This window comes from Saccharospirillum sp. MSK14-1, from assembly GCF_003054965.1.
In the GTDB taxonomy this organism is placed as follows: Bacteria; Pseudomonadota; Gammaproteobacteria; order Pseudomonadales; family Natronospirillaceae; genus Saccharospirillum.
This window is the reverse complement of sequence record NZ_MIES01000026.1, coordinates 622,750-639,016: the sequence shown is the minus strand read 5'-3', so window position 1 is coordinate 639,016 and position 16,267 is coordinate 622,750. Positions and strand designations below refer to the sequence as shown.

The 16,267-nt window shown below is 58.1% G+C and carries 15 protein-coding genes; 12 read left to right on the top strand and 3 right to left on the bottom strand.

All coding sequences use genetic code 11. The features are described from left to right. Positions 1–158: 158 nt before the first annotated feature. From glyA to BGP77_RS06875, 10 genes are all read left to right on the top strand, one after another. Positions 159–1,421 carry a serine hydroxymethyltransferase gene (gene glyA, locus BGP77_RS06925; protein WP_108163981.1) on the top strand — a complete coding sequence of 421 codons (1,263 nt, stop codon included), beginning with the start codon at positions 159–161 and terminating at the stop codon, positions 1,419–1,421. Between the two features lie 83 nt (positions 1,422–1,504). Next, positions 1,505–2,422, top strand: coding sequence for a DMT family transporter (locus tag BGP77_RS06920; protein ID WP_108163980.1), 918 nt, complete (start codon positions 1,505–1,507; stop codon positions 2,420–2,422). 108 nt (positions 2,423–2,530) lie between these two features. Then, the gene (locus tag BGP77_RS06915) at positions 2,531–3,916 is read left to right on the top strand and encodes an L-serine ammonia-lyase (protein ID WP_108163979.1); all 1,386 of its coding nucleotides are present in this window, start codon (positions 2,531–2,533) and stop codon (positions 3,914–3,916) included. Positions 3,917–3,969: 53 nt separating this feature from the next. Then, positions 3,970–4,290 (top strand): cytochrome c, encoded by a 321-nt coding sequence (locus BGP77_RS06910; RefSeq protein WP_108163978.1) that lies wholly within the window; start codon positions 3,970–3,972, stop codon positions 4,288–4,290. A 409-nt stretch (positions 4,291–4,699) separates the two neighbouring features. Next, a complete protein-coding gene (gene nrdR / locus BGP77_RS06900) occupies positions 4,700–5,158 on the top strand; it encodes a transcriptional regulator NrdR (RefSeq protein ID WP_108163976.1) in 459 nt (152 codons plus the stop codon). 2 nt (positions 5,159–5,160) lie between these two features. Beyond that, complete coding sequence (gene ribD, locus BGP77_RS06895; RefSeq protein WP_233252319.1) at positions 5,161–6,282, top strand: bifunctional diaminohydroxyphosphoribosylaminopyrimidine deaminase/5-amino-6-(5-phosphoribosylamino)uracil reductase RibD; 1,122 nt, start codon at positions 5,161–5,163, stop codon at positions 6,280–6,282. A gap of 52 nt (positions 6,283–6,334) precedes the next feature. After that, entirely contained in the window at positions 6,335–7,456 is a 1,122-nt protein-coding gene (ribBA, locus tag BGP77_RS06890; protein ID WP_108163974.1) for a bifunctional 3,4-dihydroxy-2-butanone-4-phosphate synthase/GTP cyclohydrolase II, read from the top strand. 53 nt (positions 7,457–7,509) lie between these two features. Beyond that, the gene (ribE, locus tag BGP77_RS06885) at positions 7,510–8,004 is read left to right on the top strand and encodes a 6,7-dimethyl-8-ribityllumazine synthase (protein WP_108163973.1); all 495 of its coding nucleotides are present in this window, start codon (positions 7,510–7,512) and stop codon (positions 8,002–8,004) included. Then, positions 8,001–8,450, top strand: a complete 450-nt coding sequence (gene nusB / locus BGP77_RS06880) for a transcription antitermination factor NusB (protein WP_108163972.1) — start codon at positions 8,001–8,003, stop codon at positions 8,448–8,450. The genes ribE and nusB overlap by 4 nt, the downstream gene beginning before the upstream one ends. A gap of 135 nt (positions 8,451–8,585) precedes the next feature. Next, the gene (locus tag BGP77_RS06875) at positions 8,586–10,334 is read left to right on the top strand and encodes a PPC domain-containing protein (RefSeq protein WP_108163971.1); all 1,749 of its coding nucleotides are present in this window, start codon (positions 8,586–8,588) and stop codon (positions 10,332–10,334) included. A 1,916-nt stretch (positions 10,335–12,250) separates the two neighbouring features. Here the strand turns inward: BGP77_RS06875 and BGP77_RS06865 are convergent. Continuing rightward, positions 12,251–13,225 (bottom strand): serine/threonine protein kinase, encoded by a 975-nt coding sequence (locus BGP77_RS06865; protein ID WP_108163970.1) that lies wholly within the window; start codon positions 13,223–13,225, stop codon positions 12,251–12,253. Positions 13,226–13,284: 59 nt separating this feature from the next. Next, positions 13,285–14,010: a ComF family protein gene (locus BGP77_RS06860; protein ID WP_108163969.1), complete on the bottom strand. Its 726-nt coding sequence runs from the start codon at positions 14,008–14,010 to the stop codon at positions 13,285–13,287. A 282-nt stretch (positions 14,011–14,292) separates the two neighbouring features. Between BGP77_RS06860 and BGP77_RS06855 the strand changes: the two genes are divergently transcribed. Together BGP77_RS06855 and BGP77_RS06850 are read left to right on the top strand one after the other, a co-directional pair. Further along, positions 14,293–14,529: a hypothetical protein gene (locus tag BGP77_RS06855; RefSeq protein ID WP_108163968.1), complete on the top strand. Its 237-nt coding sequence runs from the start codon at positions 14,293–14,295 to the stop codon at positions 14,527–14,529. A gap of 12 nt (positions 14,530–14,541) precedes the next feature. Next, a complete protein-coding gene (locus BGP77_RS06850; RefSeq protein ID WP_108163967.1) occupies positions 14,542–15,465 on the top strand; it encodes a putative metalloprotease CJM1_0395 family protein in 924 nt (307 codons plus the stop codon). A gap of 43 nt (positions 15,466–15,508) precedes the next feature. Here the strand turns inward: BGP77_RS06850 and BGP77_RS06845 are convergent, their stop codons facing one another. Further along, positions 15,509–16,264, bottom strand: coding sequence for a helix-turn-helix transcriptional regulator (locus tag BGP77_RS06845; RefSeq protein WP_108163966.1), 756 nt, complete (start codon positions 16,262–16,264; stop codon positions 15,509–15,511). Positions 16,265–16,267: the final 3 nt, after the last annotated feature.

Below are 16,267 nucleotides of genomic sequence, written 5' to 3'. Positions count from 1 at the left end.
TTGGCGGTGGGAAAACGGCGTCTGTTATGTACAATAACGCCCCTTCGCGAAATGCCCGCTGCGGCTGAGCCAAAGCTGATCTTGCGGTCAGTTTCGGTCAACAGCATTGATCCCATTTCGTTAGCTGGCCAACGCCAACCTGCCTGAGGAATTTGCCCATGTTCGAGAAGACTCAAAACATCGCCGATTACGATGCCGACCTGTGGGCGGCAATGGAAGCTGAGCGCGCGCGTCAGGAAGAGCACATTGAACTGATCGCCTCCGAGAACTACACCTCACCGCGCGTGATGCAGGCGCAGGGTTCTCAGCTGACCAATAAGTACGCCGAAGGGTATCCGGGCAAGCGCTATTACGGCGGGTGCGAGCACGTTGATGTGGTCGAAAATCTGGCCATCGAACGCGCCAAGAAGCTGTTCGGTGCCGGTTACGCTAACGTTCAACCGCATTCCGGCTCCCAGGCCAATGCCGCCGTTTACATGGCGCTGTGCGAACCCGGCGATACCGTTCTGGGCATGAGCCTGGCGCACGGTGGTCACCTGACCCACGGTGCTTCGGTGTCGTTCTCTGGCCGCATCTATAACGCCGTGCAATACGGTCTGAACCCAGAAACCGGCGAAATCGATTACGAGCAGGTTGAACAACTGGCGCGCGAGCACAAACCGAAGATGATCGTCGCTGGTTTCTCCGCGTATTCGCGCGTGGTCGACTGGGCGCGTTTTCGGAAGATTGCCGACGAAGTGGGCGCTTACCTGCTGGTCGATATGGCGCACGTCGCCGGTCTGATTGCTGCGGGCGTTTACCCAAGCCCGGTGCCGCACGCGCACGTCACCACCACCACCACTCACAAAACCCTGGGCGGTCCGCGTGGTGGTCTGATCCTGGCCGAAGAAAATGAAGAGCTGAACAAAAAGCTCAATTTCGCGGTCTTCCCGGAAAGCCAGGGCGGCCCGCTGATGCACGTCATCGCCGCCAAGGCCGTGTGCTTTAAAGAAGCCATGGATCCGAACTTCAAGGCGTACCAAACCCAAGTGGTGAAAAACGCTCAAGCAATGGCGGCGAGCTTTATCGAACGCGGCATCAACATTGTTTCCGGCGGCACCGACGATCACTTGTTCCTGGTCGATCTGATCGGCAAGGAATACACCGGTAAAGACGCTGATGCGGCTTTGGGTCGTGCCAACATCACGGTCAACAAAAACGCGGTACCGAACGATCCGCGTTCACCCTTTGTCACTTCTGGCTTGCGCATCGGCACCCCGGCGATCACCCGTCGCGGTTTCACCGAAGCCGAATCGAGTGAACTGGCCGGCTGGATTTGCGACGTGCTGGATTCGCTGGAAAACGGCGACAGCGACAGCGTGATCGAAGCGGTCAAACAGAAAGTACTGGGCATCTGCGCCAAGCTGCCGGTTTACCGCTGAGCAAGGCAGGATTAGCGCCAGCCCCCTGTCGCGCTGCGGCAGGGGGTTTTGTTGTTTAACAGGGTCAAAAATGAGGTCGTGCCATGCCGGATAATGTCACTCTGCGCGCTCACCTGGCGTTGTTGCTCGCCATGCTGCTGTGGGGCTCTTCCTTTATTGCGCTGAAACTGGCGGTCACCGAGTTGTCGCCGATGATCGTCGTCTTCCTGCGCATGTGCGTTGGCGCCTTGGCATTTTTGGTGGTCTGGCCCTGGTTACGCCACGGCTTTCATTATCAAAAAGGCGACTGGAAACTGCTCGCCGGTATGGCGCTGTTCGAGCCTTGCCTGTACTTCATTTTCGAAGCTCAGGCGCTGCAATACACCAGCGCCGGCCAGGCCGGCATGATCACCGCCATGCTGCCATTGATGGTCGCCGTGGCGGCTTATTTTTTGTTGAAAGAGCGCACCTCGCCCCGGCAATGGATCGGCTTTGCCATTGCCGTCGTTGGCGTGGTGTTAATGACGCTGGCGGGTGAGGACGATGATCAGGCGCCCAATGCCGTGCTCGGCAATACGTTGGAGTTGCTCGCCATGGTGGCGGCGGTGGGGTACACCCTGATGGTCAAGCATCTGACCAAACGCTATTCCGCCTTCTTTATTACCGCCTTCCAGGCGTGTGTCGGTGCGGTGTTTTTCCTGCCACTGGCATTGCTGGCCGACTGGCCGGAAACCATTTCTCTGTCCACCTTTGGCACTATTGTCTACCTCGGGCTGGTCGCCACGCTGGGCGCTTATGGCTTGTACAATTACTCGCTGACCTACTTGAAAGCCTCCGTCTCGGCCGGTTACACCAATTTGCTCCCCGCCTTCACTCTGCTGTTTTCGATGCTACTGCTCGGCGAACGCGTCAATCTCTGGCAATGGTTCGCCATTGCGCTGGTCTTCCTCGGTGTGTATCTCAGTCAGGAAAAACGCCAGCGATCAGTCCCGCCCGAAGCGCCGCCACCGATCACCGGCTGAACTGGCAAGCCAACGCTACACTCGCGGTTCGCTTTGCGGTGAGCCTGCGAATCGACAAGTCCGGCAGCGCCATCAACAATAGGCATCACCGTCTCACGGATGCCGCTGATGCAACCCTATTCCGTACAAGATCTGTTCAAGGTCGGGCTCGGCCCATCGTCGTCGCATACCCTCGGGCCCATGCGTGCGGCCGAGCGCTTTGTCTTGCACCTGCAGGAAAAAGGCTTGCTGGACCAGGTCCAACAACTGCGCGCCGACCTCTACGGTTCGCTGGCGCTGACCGGAGTTGGTCACGCGACTGATAAGGCCGTGGTCCTGGGTTTCTGTGGTCTGGATGCGGCTACCGTCGATCCGCAAGACGCCGATCAGACCTTCCTGACAGTGCGCACCGAACAACGCCTGCCACTGGCCGGTCAGCACGATGTGCGTTTCGATCTCGATGAGAGCGTGCGTCTGTTTAAAGAAGTCTTCCTGCCCGAACACCCCAACGGCATGCGCTTCACGGCCGAAGACGCCAACGGCATCGTACTGCTCAGCGAAACCTGGTATTCGGTCGGCGGCGGTGCCATTGCCAATGAACTGGCACGCGATTCGGCGCACCGTGATTTGCTCGAAGAATTCCCGGACAGCCGGCCCTACCCCTTTTTCAATGCCACCGAATTGCTGGCTCAGTGCGATCAGCATCAACTGAGCATTGCGCAATTGGTGCGTGATAACGAACTCGGTTTGGGCGGCAGTGACACCGATCTGGCTGGCTGGTGCGAGCTGATCGTTGAGGCCATGTTCGCCTGTCTCGACCGAGGCATGACGCTGACCGGCACCCTCCCAGGCGGCCTGGACGTGCAACGCCGCGCCGCTCGCATGGTGAAAGCGCTGCAGGAAACACCCGCCACCGATGAGCTGGCGTTAATCGATTGGGTCAGCGTTTACGCCCTGGCAGTCAATGAAGAAAACGCCGCCGGGGGACGTGTCGTGACCGCGCCAACCAACGGTTCGGCGGGTGTTATTCCCGCCGTGCTGGCTTATATCCGTTTCCATCTGCCCACGCTCGATCGACCAGCGGAAACCGACTTCCTGCTGACCTGCGCGGCCATCGGCTGGCTTTACAAACGCAATGCTTCTATTTCAGCCGCTGAGATGGGCTGCCAAGGCGAGATTGGCGTCGCGTCTTCCATGGCTGCAGCCGGGTTGGCGGCGGTGCTCGGTGGCAGCCCGGCACAAGCCGAACACGCCGCGGAAATTGCCATGGAGCATCATCTGGGCATGACCTGTGACCCGGTGGGCGGTCTGGTACAAGTGCCGTGTATTGAGCGCAACGCCTTTGGCGCTGTTAAAGCGATTCAGGCCGCGCGTCTGGCTTTGCGCGAACCGGGCGACCACCGGGTGTCGCTGGATCAGGTCATCGAAACCATGCGCCAGACCGGTGAGGACATGACCGCCAAATACAAAGAAACCGCCCTCGGCGGCCTGGCGGTGAACGTGGTGGTTTGCTGAATGGCGTTCGAGCATTAAGCTTAACGCCGTCCTCCACCGCGCCAGGAATCCTCATGATCGCTCGTATTCTGTCTATCCTTTGCTTCGTTTTGTTCGCTCAGGCCGCCCTGGCAGACGGTGATATCGATGCCGGACGCGATAAATCGCGGTTATGCGTGGGGTGCCACGGTGTTGCCGGTATTTCCAATGCCCCGGTCTACCCCAACCTCGCAGGTCAGAAAGAAGCCTATCTGGTGTCCGCACTGGAGGCGTATAAAAGCCGCGACCGACAGGGTGGCAACGCCGCCGTTATGTGGAGTCTGGCGGCGGGGCTGTCTGAGGCTGACATCCGCAACCTGGCCGCCTACTACGCCAGCCTGAATCCTGGTCGCTGACCGTCTTCAGCCGACGACTCCGCTTGGGATGCCGCTTGGCTGCATCCATCCACAGAATCTGTGGATAAAATTGTGCACAGCCTCTTTATAGCAACGCCTTATCGGCATGACACTGTTGTTGCAATTTATTGATCAAAAAATGAACAGCAATAAAAAAGCCAATGAAATCATAGAGTTGCTGAATTGCTCATACTTTGATCGACCCATCGGCAACCACCGATAAGCACTGAGACGGTGCACGCCCGCCATGTGAATAATCATCAGCCGCCAAGCCCGATTCCTGGCGGACTTGGCAAAAGTCAAGACGGTAAAAGGGGTGAATTGATCGCCAAAACTGTGCATTCCCAGTACACTGACGCCGTTCTAAAGTCTGCCCCCTAATTCACGTATTTGAGTCAGCGCTACCGCCATGCATTGCCCTTTCTGTAAAGCCCAAGACACCAAGGTGATCGATTCGCGTCTGGTCGCCGAAGGCGAGCAAGTGCGTCGGCGTCGTGAATGCCTGGAATGCGGCGAGCGCTACACCACCTATGAAAGTGCTGAATTGTTAATGCCGCGCTTGATCAAGCAGAACGGCAACCGCGAAGCCTTTGATGAAATCAAACTGCGCGCCGGCCTGCAGCGCGCGCTGGAAAAGCGCCCCGTCAGTGTCGAAGACGTGGAAGCCGCCATTGCCCGTATTAAGCAGGCCTTACGCGCGACCGGTGAGCGCGAACTGCCGTCGCGTCGCGTCGGTGAAGCGGTGATGGATGAACTGCGCGATATCGATCAGGTCGCCTATGTACGCTTCGCCTCTGTGTATCGTTCCTTTCAAGATCTCAGCGAGTTTCGCAGTGAGATCGACCGGCTGGAAAGCAAGAAGCCCTGACCGTGCCCGATTATCGTCATGACACCCTTTGGATGGCCCGCGCTCTGCAACTTGCCGCACACGGCCTGACCACCACCAGCCCCAATCCACGCGTCGGCTGTGTGCTGGTGCGCGATGGCGAAGTGGTCGGCGAAGGGTTTCATCAACGGGCGGGGGAGCCGCACGCCGAGGTTCATGCACTGGCTGCTGCTGGCGATAAAGCGCGCGGCGCTACGGCTTATGTCACGCTCGAACCCTGCAGTCATCAAGGTCGTACGCCACCCTGCGCCGATGCGTTAATCAAGGCAGGCGTCAGCCGGGTCGTTGCCGCAATGCAAGATCCGAATCCGAATGTTGCCGGCCGTGGTCTGGCACGCTTGGAAGCCACGGGCATTGAGACCCGCAGCGATGTACTGGCGGCCGACGCCGAAGCGCTGAACCTTGGCTTTCTCAAACGCATGCGGACCGGGCAACCCTGGCTGACCCTGAAATTAGCCGCCAGCCTTGATGGCGCAACAGCTCTGGCCAACGGCGCCAGCCAATGGATTACCAGCGCAGAATCGCGTACTCACGTCCAACACGGGCGAGCGCGCAGCTGCGCTATCCTCACCGGCATCGGCACCGTCCTGGCCGACGACCCGTCGCTGACCGTGCGTCTGGACAACCACCCGCGCCAGCCTGACCGCATTGTGCTCGACACTCACCTGCGCACACCAAGCACCGCGAAGATGCTCAGTCTCGAAGGCAAAACCTGGCTGCTGCACGGCCCGAACGATAATCAGGCCGCGCAACAAGCACTGCTCGATGCGGGTGCCCGGCTGCACGAAATACCCTTAAACCATCACGGCCAGCTCGACCTCAATGCGGTTATGACCTGGCTGGGCGAACAAAGCTACAATGAAATCTGGACCGAAGCGGGTGCCACTTTGGCCGCCAGCTTGCTCGATGGGGGCTGGGTCGATGAAGTGCGGTTGTATCAGGCGCCGGTTTTTCTGGGCTCGGCCATCCGCCCTTTATACGCCACCGCTTTAACGCAATTGAGCGATGGCCAGCAATTTAACGTCATCGAACGACTCAGCCTCGGCACTGACCTGTGCTGGCGGCTGCAACCGCGCTTGAAAAGCCCGAGCGCTACCCTAACTTGACAGCGAGTTTGGCCGCACGGCGGTCGCTCTTTTACAACGACGAGGTCCCGCTGTGGCACTGGACAGTATTGCAGACATCATCGACGACATTCGCCAGGGAAAACCGGTCATCCTGATGGATGATGAAGATCGTGAAAACGAAGGTGACCTGATCGTCGCGGCGGAAAAAGTGACGCCCGAGATCATCAACTTTATGGCCTCCAAAGCGCGCGGTCTGATTTGCCTGACGCTCTCGGGTGAGCGCTGCGATTTCCTCGGGCTGGAACCCATGGTGAAAAAGGACAACGGCTCAGCCTTTGGCACGCCCTTCACCATTTCCATCGAAGCCGCGCAGGGTGTCACCACTGGCATCTCCGCCGCTGACCGGGCACGCACCATTCGTGTTGCGGTCGACCCGAACAGCAAAGCGGAAGACATCGTTCAACCGGGCCATATCTTTCCATTACGCGCCCAGCCCGGCGGTGTATTGAGCCGCGCCGGTCATACCGAAGCCGGCTGCGATCTGGCGCGCATGGCCGGTTTGATTCCCGCTGCGGCCATCGTCGAAATCATGAAAGAGGATGGCGAGATGGCGCGCCGTCCCGACCTGGAAGTGTTCGCCAAAGAACACGGTCTGCGCATCGGTACCATCGCCGATCTGATCCACTACCGAATACTGAACGAGCGCACCATCGAGCGCGTTGAAACCAATCGTCTGGAAACCCGTAACGGTCCATTTGAGGTTCAGGTGTTTCGCGATGGCGTGACCGGCGGTACGCATTTAGCACTGACGCTGGGTGGCCCGTTCGATCCCAACGAACCGACGCTGGTGCGGGTGCACGTGGCCCAGACACTGCGCGACTTATTGGGGGTCGCACCACCGCGTGGCCACGGCTGGACGCTGGATGCGTCGCTCAAGCGCGTCGCCGAAGAAGGCGCTGGCTGCGTGGTCTTGCTGGACGTCCAACAGGCGCCGGATGTGCTGACCGAGTTAGCACAATGCAAAGGCGAGCCCAGTCGTCGCAACCCCAAAGTGGATAAATACGGGACCTACAACACCATCGGTACCGGCTCGCAGATTCTGCGCGAGCTGGGCATCGGCAAGATGCGCTTGCTGAGTTCGCCCATCAAATTCGGTGGCATTTCCGGCTTCGATCTGGAAGTGACAGAATATATCGCTGCGGCCGGCGACTGACCGGCCACGTTAATTTTTGCCTGGAGCCACGGCTCCACCAACAGGATAGGACGATGTCGACACTCACCTCTTCGCTCAAAACTCTGGAAGGCGACTTTTCGCCCAACGCCGCGCAATACGCCATTGTCGTCGGCCGCTGGAACAGCTTCGTGGTCGAAAGCCTGCTCGACGGCGCCGTCGATGCATTGAAACGCCACGGCATTAAAGACGATCAGATCACCATCGTGCGCGCCCCGGGCGCTTATGAACTGCCGCTGGTCTGTCAGAAGCTGGCAGCAACCGACCGCTACGACGCCATCGTCGCACTCGGCGCCGTGATTCGCGGCGGCACACCGCACTTCGATTTCGTGGCTGGCGAAGCCGCTGGTGGTTTGAGCTCGGTTTCCCTGACCACTGACGTGCCGGTCATCTTCGGTGTACTGACCGTCGATTCCATCGAGCAAGCCATTGAACGCGCTGGCACCAAAGCCGGCAACAAAGGCGCCGAAGCCGCTCAGGTGGCGCTGGAAATGGTGAACCTGTTCAAGCAGATCGAGGTCAGCGAATGAGCGATCGTCCATCCATGGCGGCTCGCCGCAAAGCCCGTCGACTGGCGGTACAGGCGTTGTATCAATGGCAGGTGTCGTCATCGCCGATCAACCAGATCGAAGCCGAGTTCAACACCGACCACGATATGACTAAGGTCGACGGTGAATACTTCACTGAAATCCTGCGCGGTGTCGCCACCACCAAGGCGGAACTCGATTCCCAGATCGAACGTTTTACCGATCGCCCCACCCGGGAAATGACTCCGGTAGAACTGGCTATACTGCGAATGGGCAGCTATGAAATGGTTCACCGGTTGGACGTACCGTACAAGGTGATCATTAATGAAGGTGTTGAGCTGTCCAAAGTCTTTGGAGCCAGTGAAGGGCATCGCTATGTGAATGGCGTACTGGACAAGCTCGCACAGCATTTACGCCAACCGGAAGTTCAGGCCGGACGCAAGCATTAAAAACCAAAAGTCTGATCCCGCTCACGAAGCGCAATGTCCGACTTTACCTAACATGACGGGCTCCCTATAGTCGCTTGCTTGCTGTGTAGCCAGGTCGGACCTGGCTGCGACCTACCCCCGAAGGAGATGTAATTCATGATCAGCCGTCTGAGCGCAGCTCACCTCAGGGCGCTTCGCCCTTTAACCCGTCTGAGTCTGGTCGCCACTCTGAGCGCCTTTGCTTCCCAGGCATTTGCTGAAGACGTTCCGGTCTCAGCGCTGGGCGAAAACCTGCGCGGTGAACTGACCTCGGCAAGCCCGGTCAACCTGAACGATGGCACCCGTTATTCCAGCCACCGTTTCTGTGCTGGCAATGGCGATGACATTGCCTTGTATGAGTTTCAGGGTCCGTTCAGCGCTCGCCTGTCACTGATCGATGAAAATTACAGCCTGATTGGTGCGGGCAATAAAGCCACCAGCGGCGACGGCGGTCTGGTACTGATCGACCCGCCGGCGGATCAATGCGTGACGCTGATTGTCAGCGGCCAGAACAGCAATGCTTATGGCCCTTACCAATTGAATGCCGTCAGCGCTGAAAGCTCTACCCGTCGCCTGGAACCTGGCCAGTCCATTCTGGCTGCAACCGATGCCAATAAGCGCCTGAGTTTCCCGCTGAGCGTTGACGATGCCACCGAGCTGGAGATGCAACTGGTCGACGCCAGCGGCCGTCTTGGTCTGAGCATCAGCAACGACGACTTCCGCGATCAGGCGTTAGCCTGTGGCGATAATGAATTGCGCATGACCACCTACCTTGAACCGGGCGATTATGAAGTCTCGTTGATTCCCGGCCAGCGCCCGTCGAGCGATCTGCCTGTGGACGAGTGTGCTGCCGTTGCCACCACCAATGGCCAGGCGTTCTTCTTGAAGACCACGGCCAGCTTAATGCCCGAAGGCATGCGCAATGGCGGTCCGCTGTCCAATGGCGACGAAATCATCGGCGTGCTGGGTAACGGTCGCGATAACGAGTACCGCTTAACAATCGACGAGCTGGCTCAAGTGACCATCAACCTGGCGTCATCTGACTTCGACACCGTCCTGGAAATTCAGGGTCCCGATGGTGAACAGCGCAACGACGACTCCGGTAACGGCACCAACTCCGAAATCGATTCCATCATGCGTCCGGGTGACTACCGCGTACTGGTGCAATCCTTCGGTTCTGGCAGCGGCGGTCAATACGACCTGCGCGCACGCATCGAACCGTTCAGCGGCGACCTCACCAACGAAGGTGACATTGCTCCGGGCGAACAGTTGACCGGCTTGCACAGCGGCACCGACAACACCTACAGCCTGACGGTTGAAGAGCGCTCCGAAATTACCATCAATGTTGGTTCAGACAACTTTGACACTCTGCTCACTCTGGTTGGCAACAACGTCAACCTCAGCGACGACGATGGCGGCGACGGCACCAACTCCCGCATCGAAACCCTGCTGGAGCCGGGTACTTACAGCATTCAGGTATCGGCCTACGGCGAGTCTGGCGGCGTCTTCGATATCAGCGTGACTCAGGCCGAAGCGGTCGGCCGTTTGCAAGACAGCGGCGATGTGGCACCGGGTGATGTGGTCTACGGTCAGATGACCAACGGCCAGCCGCTGACCTACCGCCTGAACGTCGACAGCGCCCGTACCGTCAGCATCAGCGCCAGCTCTGGCTCAGCCGATACCGTGCTGACGCTGAGCGGTGGCGGTTTAAACCTGGAAGATGATGACGGCGGCGACGGCACCAACTCGCTGATCGAGCAGTTCCTGACACCGGGTGAATACACCATCCAGGTCCGCGACTTTGGCAACAGCAGCAACGGCACCATTCGTCTGGAAATCACTCAGGCAACGGCTGTTACCTCTTAAGCCATTCGATAAAAAGGCGGCTTCGGCCGCCTTTTTTATTCCCGCTGTCTCTCTTCCTATTCGCAGTTTGCAGTGCGGCCGGTCCACTTAGGTCGCAAACCGAGTTAAGGAAATGCATTCCATGAAGCGTTTTTCTGCCTTCCGGTTCGGGCGTCTGGCTCGTTCCCTGCCATGGTTGATACTGAGCCTGGTGCTGGCGTCCGTTCAGGCCGAAACCCAGGAACATCTGGGCGATGTTTTGCGTGGCGAACTGACCTCGCACAGCCCGGTCAATCAGAACGACGGTACGCGCTACTACCGCCATCTGATATGTGAAGGCGATGCCGGCAAGGTTGGGCTGTATCGCTTTAACGGCCCGTTCAAAGCGCGGCTGTCGGTTACCAGCATCGAATCCGACCTGCTGGGTTCCAGTCAACGCCACACCGATAACGGCCTGCTGCTGGTGCAATTACCCGACGATGCTTGTCTGACGGTGATTGTCAGTGGTGCCACCGACAACGCCTACGGCCCTTATCGGTTGGAGCCGGTGAATATCCAGCCGCTGGCAATGGATGACACCCTGATACTGAATACCGAGTATCTATCACAGCTGGATCCAAGCCTGGCCTACCGGTTTGAATTGCCCATTCCTGAAAGCCTGGAATTGGATCTGACTCTGTTCGACACCAGCGGCAGTTTTACCGCCTTTATCGGGGATGGAGAGCAGCGCGATTTAGCCGATGCCGTGGCGTGCGAAGGCAGTGAACTGCAACTGCACGCCTACCTTGCCGCTGGCAATTACCAGCTGGTCCTGCTGCCCAACGAACGGCCTAACGCCATGCGCGCCCGCAGCGACTGCGCCGACTTCACCAGCAACCCCGGCCAGGCAGTCCACCTCCACAGCCAGACCATCGCTCTGCCAGCTGGCAGCCGCAGTGGCGGTGAATTGCCGGAACGCGAGGTGATCAATGGCCTGCTGACACAAGGCAGCCACGATGCTTATCACTTCTCGCTGGCTAGACCGAGTTCGGTACAAATTGACCTGCGCAGCAGCGACTTCGACGCCTATCTGGTGCTCACCGGACCGGATGTCGATGTGCGCGACGACGACAGCGGTTCGGGCAGCGACGCCAGTATCACCACGACGTTACCGGCCGGTGACTACCAACTGGTGGCGCGCGATTTCGGCGCTTTGTATCGCGCAGGGCGCTACCAGTTGTGGATGGAAACCCACCCTGTCAAAAATGCCTTACTTGAGCAACCCGGCGAGATTCACCTCGGCGATCGTATCGAGGGTCAGCTGAACTCGACCAGCCACCATTACAACCTGATTCTGGAACAGCCGGCGGAAATGACAGTCGATGTCACTTCTGACGATTTTGATCCGGAACTGACGCTGAGCAACAGCGTCATCAACCGCACGGATGCGGACAGTGGCCTGGGCAACGGTGCCCGCATCAGCGAGCATCTGGCGCCAGGCACTTATCAACTCGACGTATCGGCCGCCGATCGTGGTAATGGCCGCTATACCATCAGCGTCGCCAACAGCGCTGATACCATTCGCATTCAGAACGACGGTATCGTCACGCCAGGCGACCGGTTCTACGGTGAATTCGAGCGCGGCCAAACCTTGCAATACTGGCTGGTGGCCGACGACCCAGCCTCAGTGCGCATCCGCGCCAGCTCGCATACGCTCGATACCATTTTAAGGCTCAGCGGTCGCGGTCTGGTTCTGGAAAACGATGATCACGGTGGCAGTACCCATTCGATGATTGAGGTCGACCTGATTCCGGGCACCTTCACGCTGGAAGTCAGCGAATGGGGCAGCGACCACAACAGTGGCATTATCTTGATCGAAATTCTGGCGGACGACTAAGCCGCATAAAAAAGGGCGACTCATGTCGCCCTGCTGATAACGCCTACGCTGCCTGTCACTCTTACGCTTCTTGCAACAGGGACCACTGCTCGCGCAACGCCAGTAAGTGGTCACTCCAAAAGCGCGCACTGTCGAACCAGGAAAAGGCACGCGGAAACGCCGGGTCTTGCCAGCGCTGCGCAATCCATAAGGTATGCCGCACCATGTGCACCGTGCGCAACGGCTCCAATAGCGCCAGATCCGATTTGGGAAATGGCCGGAACTGTTCGTACCCTTCTTCAAGCTCACTCAATTGCAGCCGCTGCTCGTTGACGTCGCCGGACAACAACTTCCAAATATCCTGAGCCGCCGGTCCCATCACGGTGTCGTCCAGGTCGACAATCAACAATTGATCACCGCGACTGAGAATATTGCCCGCGTGGAAATCACCGTGGATGCGGTGGACCGGTATATCGCGGTAAATCGGCTCGAAGCGATCCTGTATCAGGCGGATCAGCGGCTCCAGCGTGGCCAGGTAGTTGGCGCGCAAATCGTCCGGTAACAAGGGACTGTCCGCAAAGAAGGTCTGCGCCTGCTGCAGTGGATCCAACAGCGATAACCGAGGTCGATGCTCAAATGCCTCTACCACGCCAACATTATGCAAGCGTCCCAGATGCTGGCCGATGCGATACAACTGATCCGGATTATCCAATTCAAAGGCGTGGCCGGCACGCATTGGAAAGCAGGCAAAGTAAAACCCATCGCGCTCGTGCAGGACATCGCCTGCAATGTTCAACGCCGGTACCACCGGCACATCGGCCACGGCCAGTTGATCGGTAAACTGAAGTTCTTCGCGAATCTGTGCCTCATTCCAGCGCCCGGGCCGGTATACCTTCACGACCATCGGCTCAGCGTCTTCAATCCCCACGCGATAAACCCGGTTTTCGTAGCTGTTGAGCGGATAGAGTCGATAGTCTGACCAAAGGCCCAGTGATTCGATCCAATCGATCAGCCGGTCCTGACTCAGAGCATCGTACGGATGAGCACTTGTGGTCATATCACAGCCTGGCGGGAAAATGTCGGCGCATTGTAGAGCAAAGCCGAGCCAAAGTGGGCTTAGTCACCCAGCGGCGTGCGTGCCAGCGTCCACACCTCTATTCGCCCCACACCCTGCGTTAACAGCTGGCGGCTCAGTTCGGCTGCCGTTGCGCCGGTGGTCAGCACATCATCAACAATGATCAGTCGCGCAGGCGCTAGCTGCGTCACCTCAAAAACACCTTGCAGCGCTGCCTTACGCTGCCGCCGGTTCAAACCTTCCAGAGCGGGTGTTGGCCGCACTTTGTTGACACCCTGCCAAACCGGAATGCCCAGCGATCGCGACCAGATCGCCGCTAACCACTGCGCCTGGTTAAAGCCTCGTTCATTCAGTTTACGGCGATGCACAGGCACCGGAAGCAGCGCGACCTCCGCCGCGCCAGGAGCCGGATCAACCACCCGCACCCAGTGTTCCGCCAAGGCCCGCGCACTGGCGTAATCCTGGTGGTACTTCATTTGATGAATCATAAACCGGCAGGCTCCGACCAAAGGCCAGGCCACGCTCAGCCGGTGCCAGGCAGGCGGCTGGCGCTGACAACGGCCACACAGCGGCGCCAGCGTATTGGGCGCACCGCAACCCGGGCACGGATCCACCAAGGGTTGCAGCCAGCTGCGGCATAACTCGCACAGCTCGCCGTTATACGACGATTGTTCGCACAATGGGCAGGCCAGCCCGACAAGGCCATTCACACCGCGGGCGAGAAGCGACGCGGTTTGACGATAAAAAGCGGGGAATTTCACAGGCATCCGTGCCCGTCCATCCAGAGTCATTCGACCAAACACTGTAAGGAGTGGCTGAACAAGGGAGCAACGATGAGTGGGGAAAATGCACGGATTGAGGGTTGAACTGTGATTAAGTCGGCAAAAAAACCAAGAAATTGAAGTTTTATAACAATTTGTTACAACAAGCTGACAAATGCTGGTTAAAATGTGTGCAATTCAAACGTTTCAAACGGATTTTCAAACGTTTGGGCTCGTGATCCATCTGATTTTCGCAGTCACTTCAGGGACCTTATCCCGGAGCATGAAATGATAGGTTCAGTCTTCAGTAGCGCTATTTCCGGTATCCATACCGGCATGAACTCTCTGGCTCGCAGTGGCCAGGAGATTGCGCGTGCCAATATTCCGGCTGAAGAAGGCGGAACGGATGACCTTGCTCCCCCTCTGGTAGAACAGATTGAAGGCAAAACTCAGGTTCAAGCTAGCGCTCGTGTTGTCGAGGCAGGCTCCGCAACATTGGGATCCTTGCTGGATATCGAAGTTTAGGGGAGGTACAGGATGTCGACACTCAGTGGTCTTACCCCAACGTCAGTAACACCGAGCATTGCGCCGGTCAACGATCCTGATCAGCAGGCGCAGTTGCGTCGTCGCAACGAAACTGCGGTGTTTTCGCCGGTCGAAGAAAGCGAAGCGACAACGGCGAGCCAAAACCGCCCCGAACAGGGCGCGGCACAACAACGCCAAGCCAGCGCACAGGGGGCCAATCCGGCATCTGCGTCCGCTTCACAGCAGCGTAACGATTCGGCTGAAGCCAGCCGTCCGGTGCAGCAAAACACTTCCGAAGACGACAGCAGTCAATCGCAAAATCTGGCGGAGCGCCGCAACGAAGAACGTTTGCAGAAAGAACAGCTGGAAACCATTCGTGACCTGGCACGCCGTGACCGGGAAGTGCGCAGTCATGAACAGGCTCACCAAACCGTCGGCGGACAATATGCAGGTGCCATGAAACTGGACTACACCACCGGTCCGGATGGTCGTCGCTATGCAGTGTCTGGTGAAGTGCCCATTGACCTGTCACCGGTGCCCGGCAACCCGGAAGCAACCCGCTTAAAAGCTCAGCAGATTCGCCAGGCCGCCTTGGCCCCGGCAGAACCGTCCAGTCAGGACCGTTCCGTTGCAGCCCAGGCCACTCAGCTGGCGCTTCAGGCTCAAGTTGAATTGCGTCAGCAAGAGCGCGCAGAGACAGAAGACAGTGATCGCGAAGTGGAAGAATCCCGCTCGATTGAGCAGGAATCGGAAAACCGAACCGAACGCTCTGATGCCCGCAACGACGACGTCAAAGAGCAGGAGTTCGACAACGCTCAAGAGCGTTTTGAAACCATCTTTGAGCAAAGCCGTGACGTCAATGAACAAGCCTTGGTGCGCGAACAATATAAAGACCAGCAAGCAACCGTCGGCCGCAACCTGGACTTCATCGTCTAACGACTTAACCATCCTCCCGGCACGTCCGTTGCCGGGTTAACCCTCAGAATTTCTTGGTAATCGGCCCGCGCCGCAACTGCGTGAAAATACTCAATTCCCACGGACGCATCGCCATCACCAGCCCGGTGCCGAAAATATCGTGCTGTGGCAACTGCGAGTCTTCCAGGCTCAACTCATCGAATTCTTTCGCCAGGCGTCGAATGGCGCCCTGCATGCGTTGATTGGATTCCCGGGACAGCATCCCGCCAACAAACACCAATATTTCGCCCATACGCGGGTCGAAATTGCAGTCAAAAAACTCGCTGGAAATGTGCTGGCGAAAGAACTGGTAGACCGGACCATTGTGAATCCAACGAAAATCACGTGAGATCTTGGTTTGAATCTGATTGCCCGGTAATCGTTCAACCACACCCATCAGATCCAATCGCGCCAACAGCTCGCAGGCTTCGTCGTTTTCAATCCGATAGGTCTTGACGATTTCCTCATAGGGCCAACGGTTGACCATCAGCTGCGCCATCAGCAACAGCTTTGGGTTCGACACCAGCTCGGCTTCACTGGCCTCACTCAATTCATCGAGGTTCATCGCCCGTTCGTGCATCCGCGTCATCAGATAACTCAGATCGGTACCGGCCAGTGCGCAGACTTCTTCCAGTCGCGACAACGTAAAATGACGCTTGGAGAACATCCGTTTAACGTTGGCTTCGCTAAGATCGAGATGAGCGGCGACGTCCGCGTAGGTGATTTTGCGCTCGCGTAAAATTCGCTTGAGCGTATCTACAAGTTGGGCAGTTTGAGACATGAT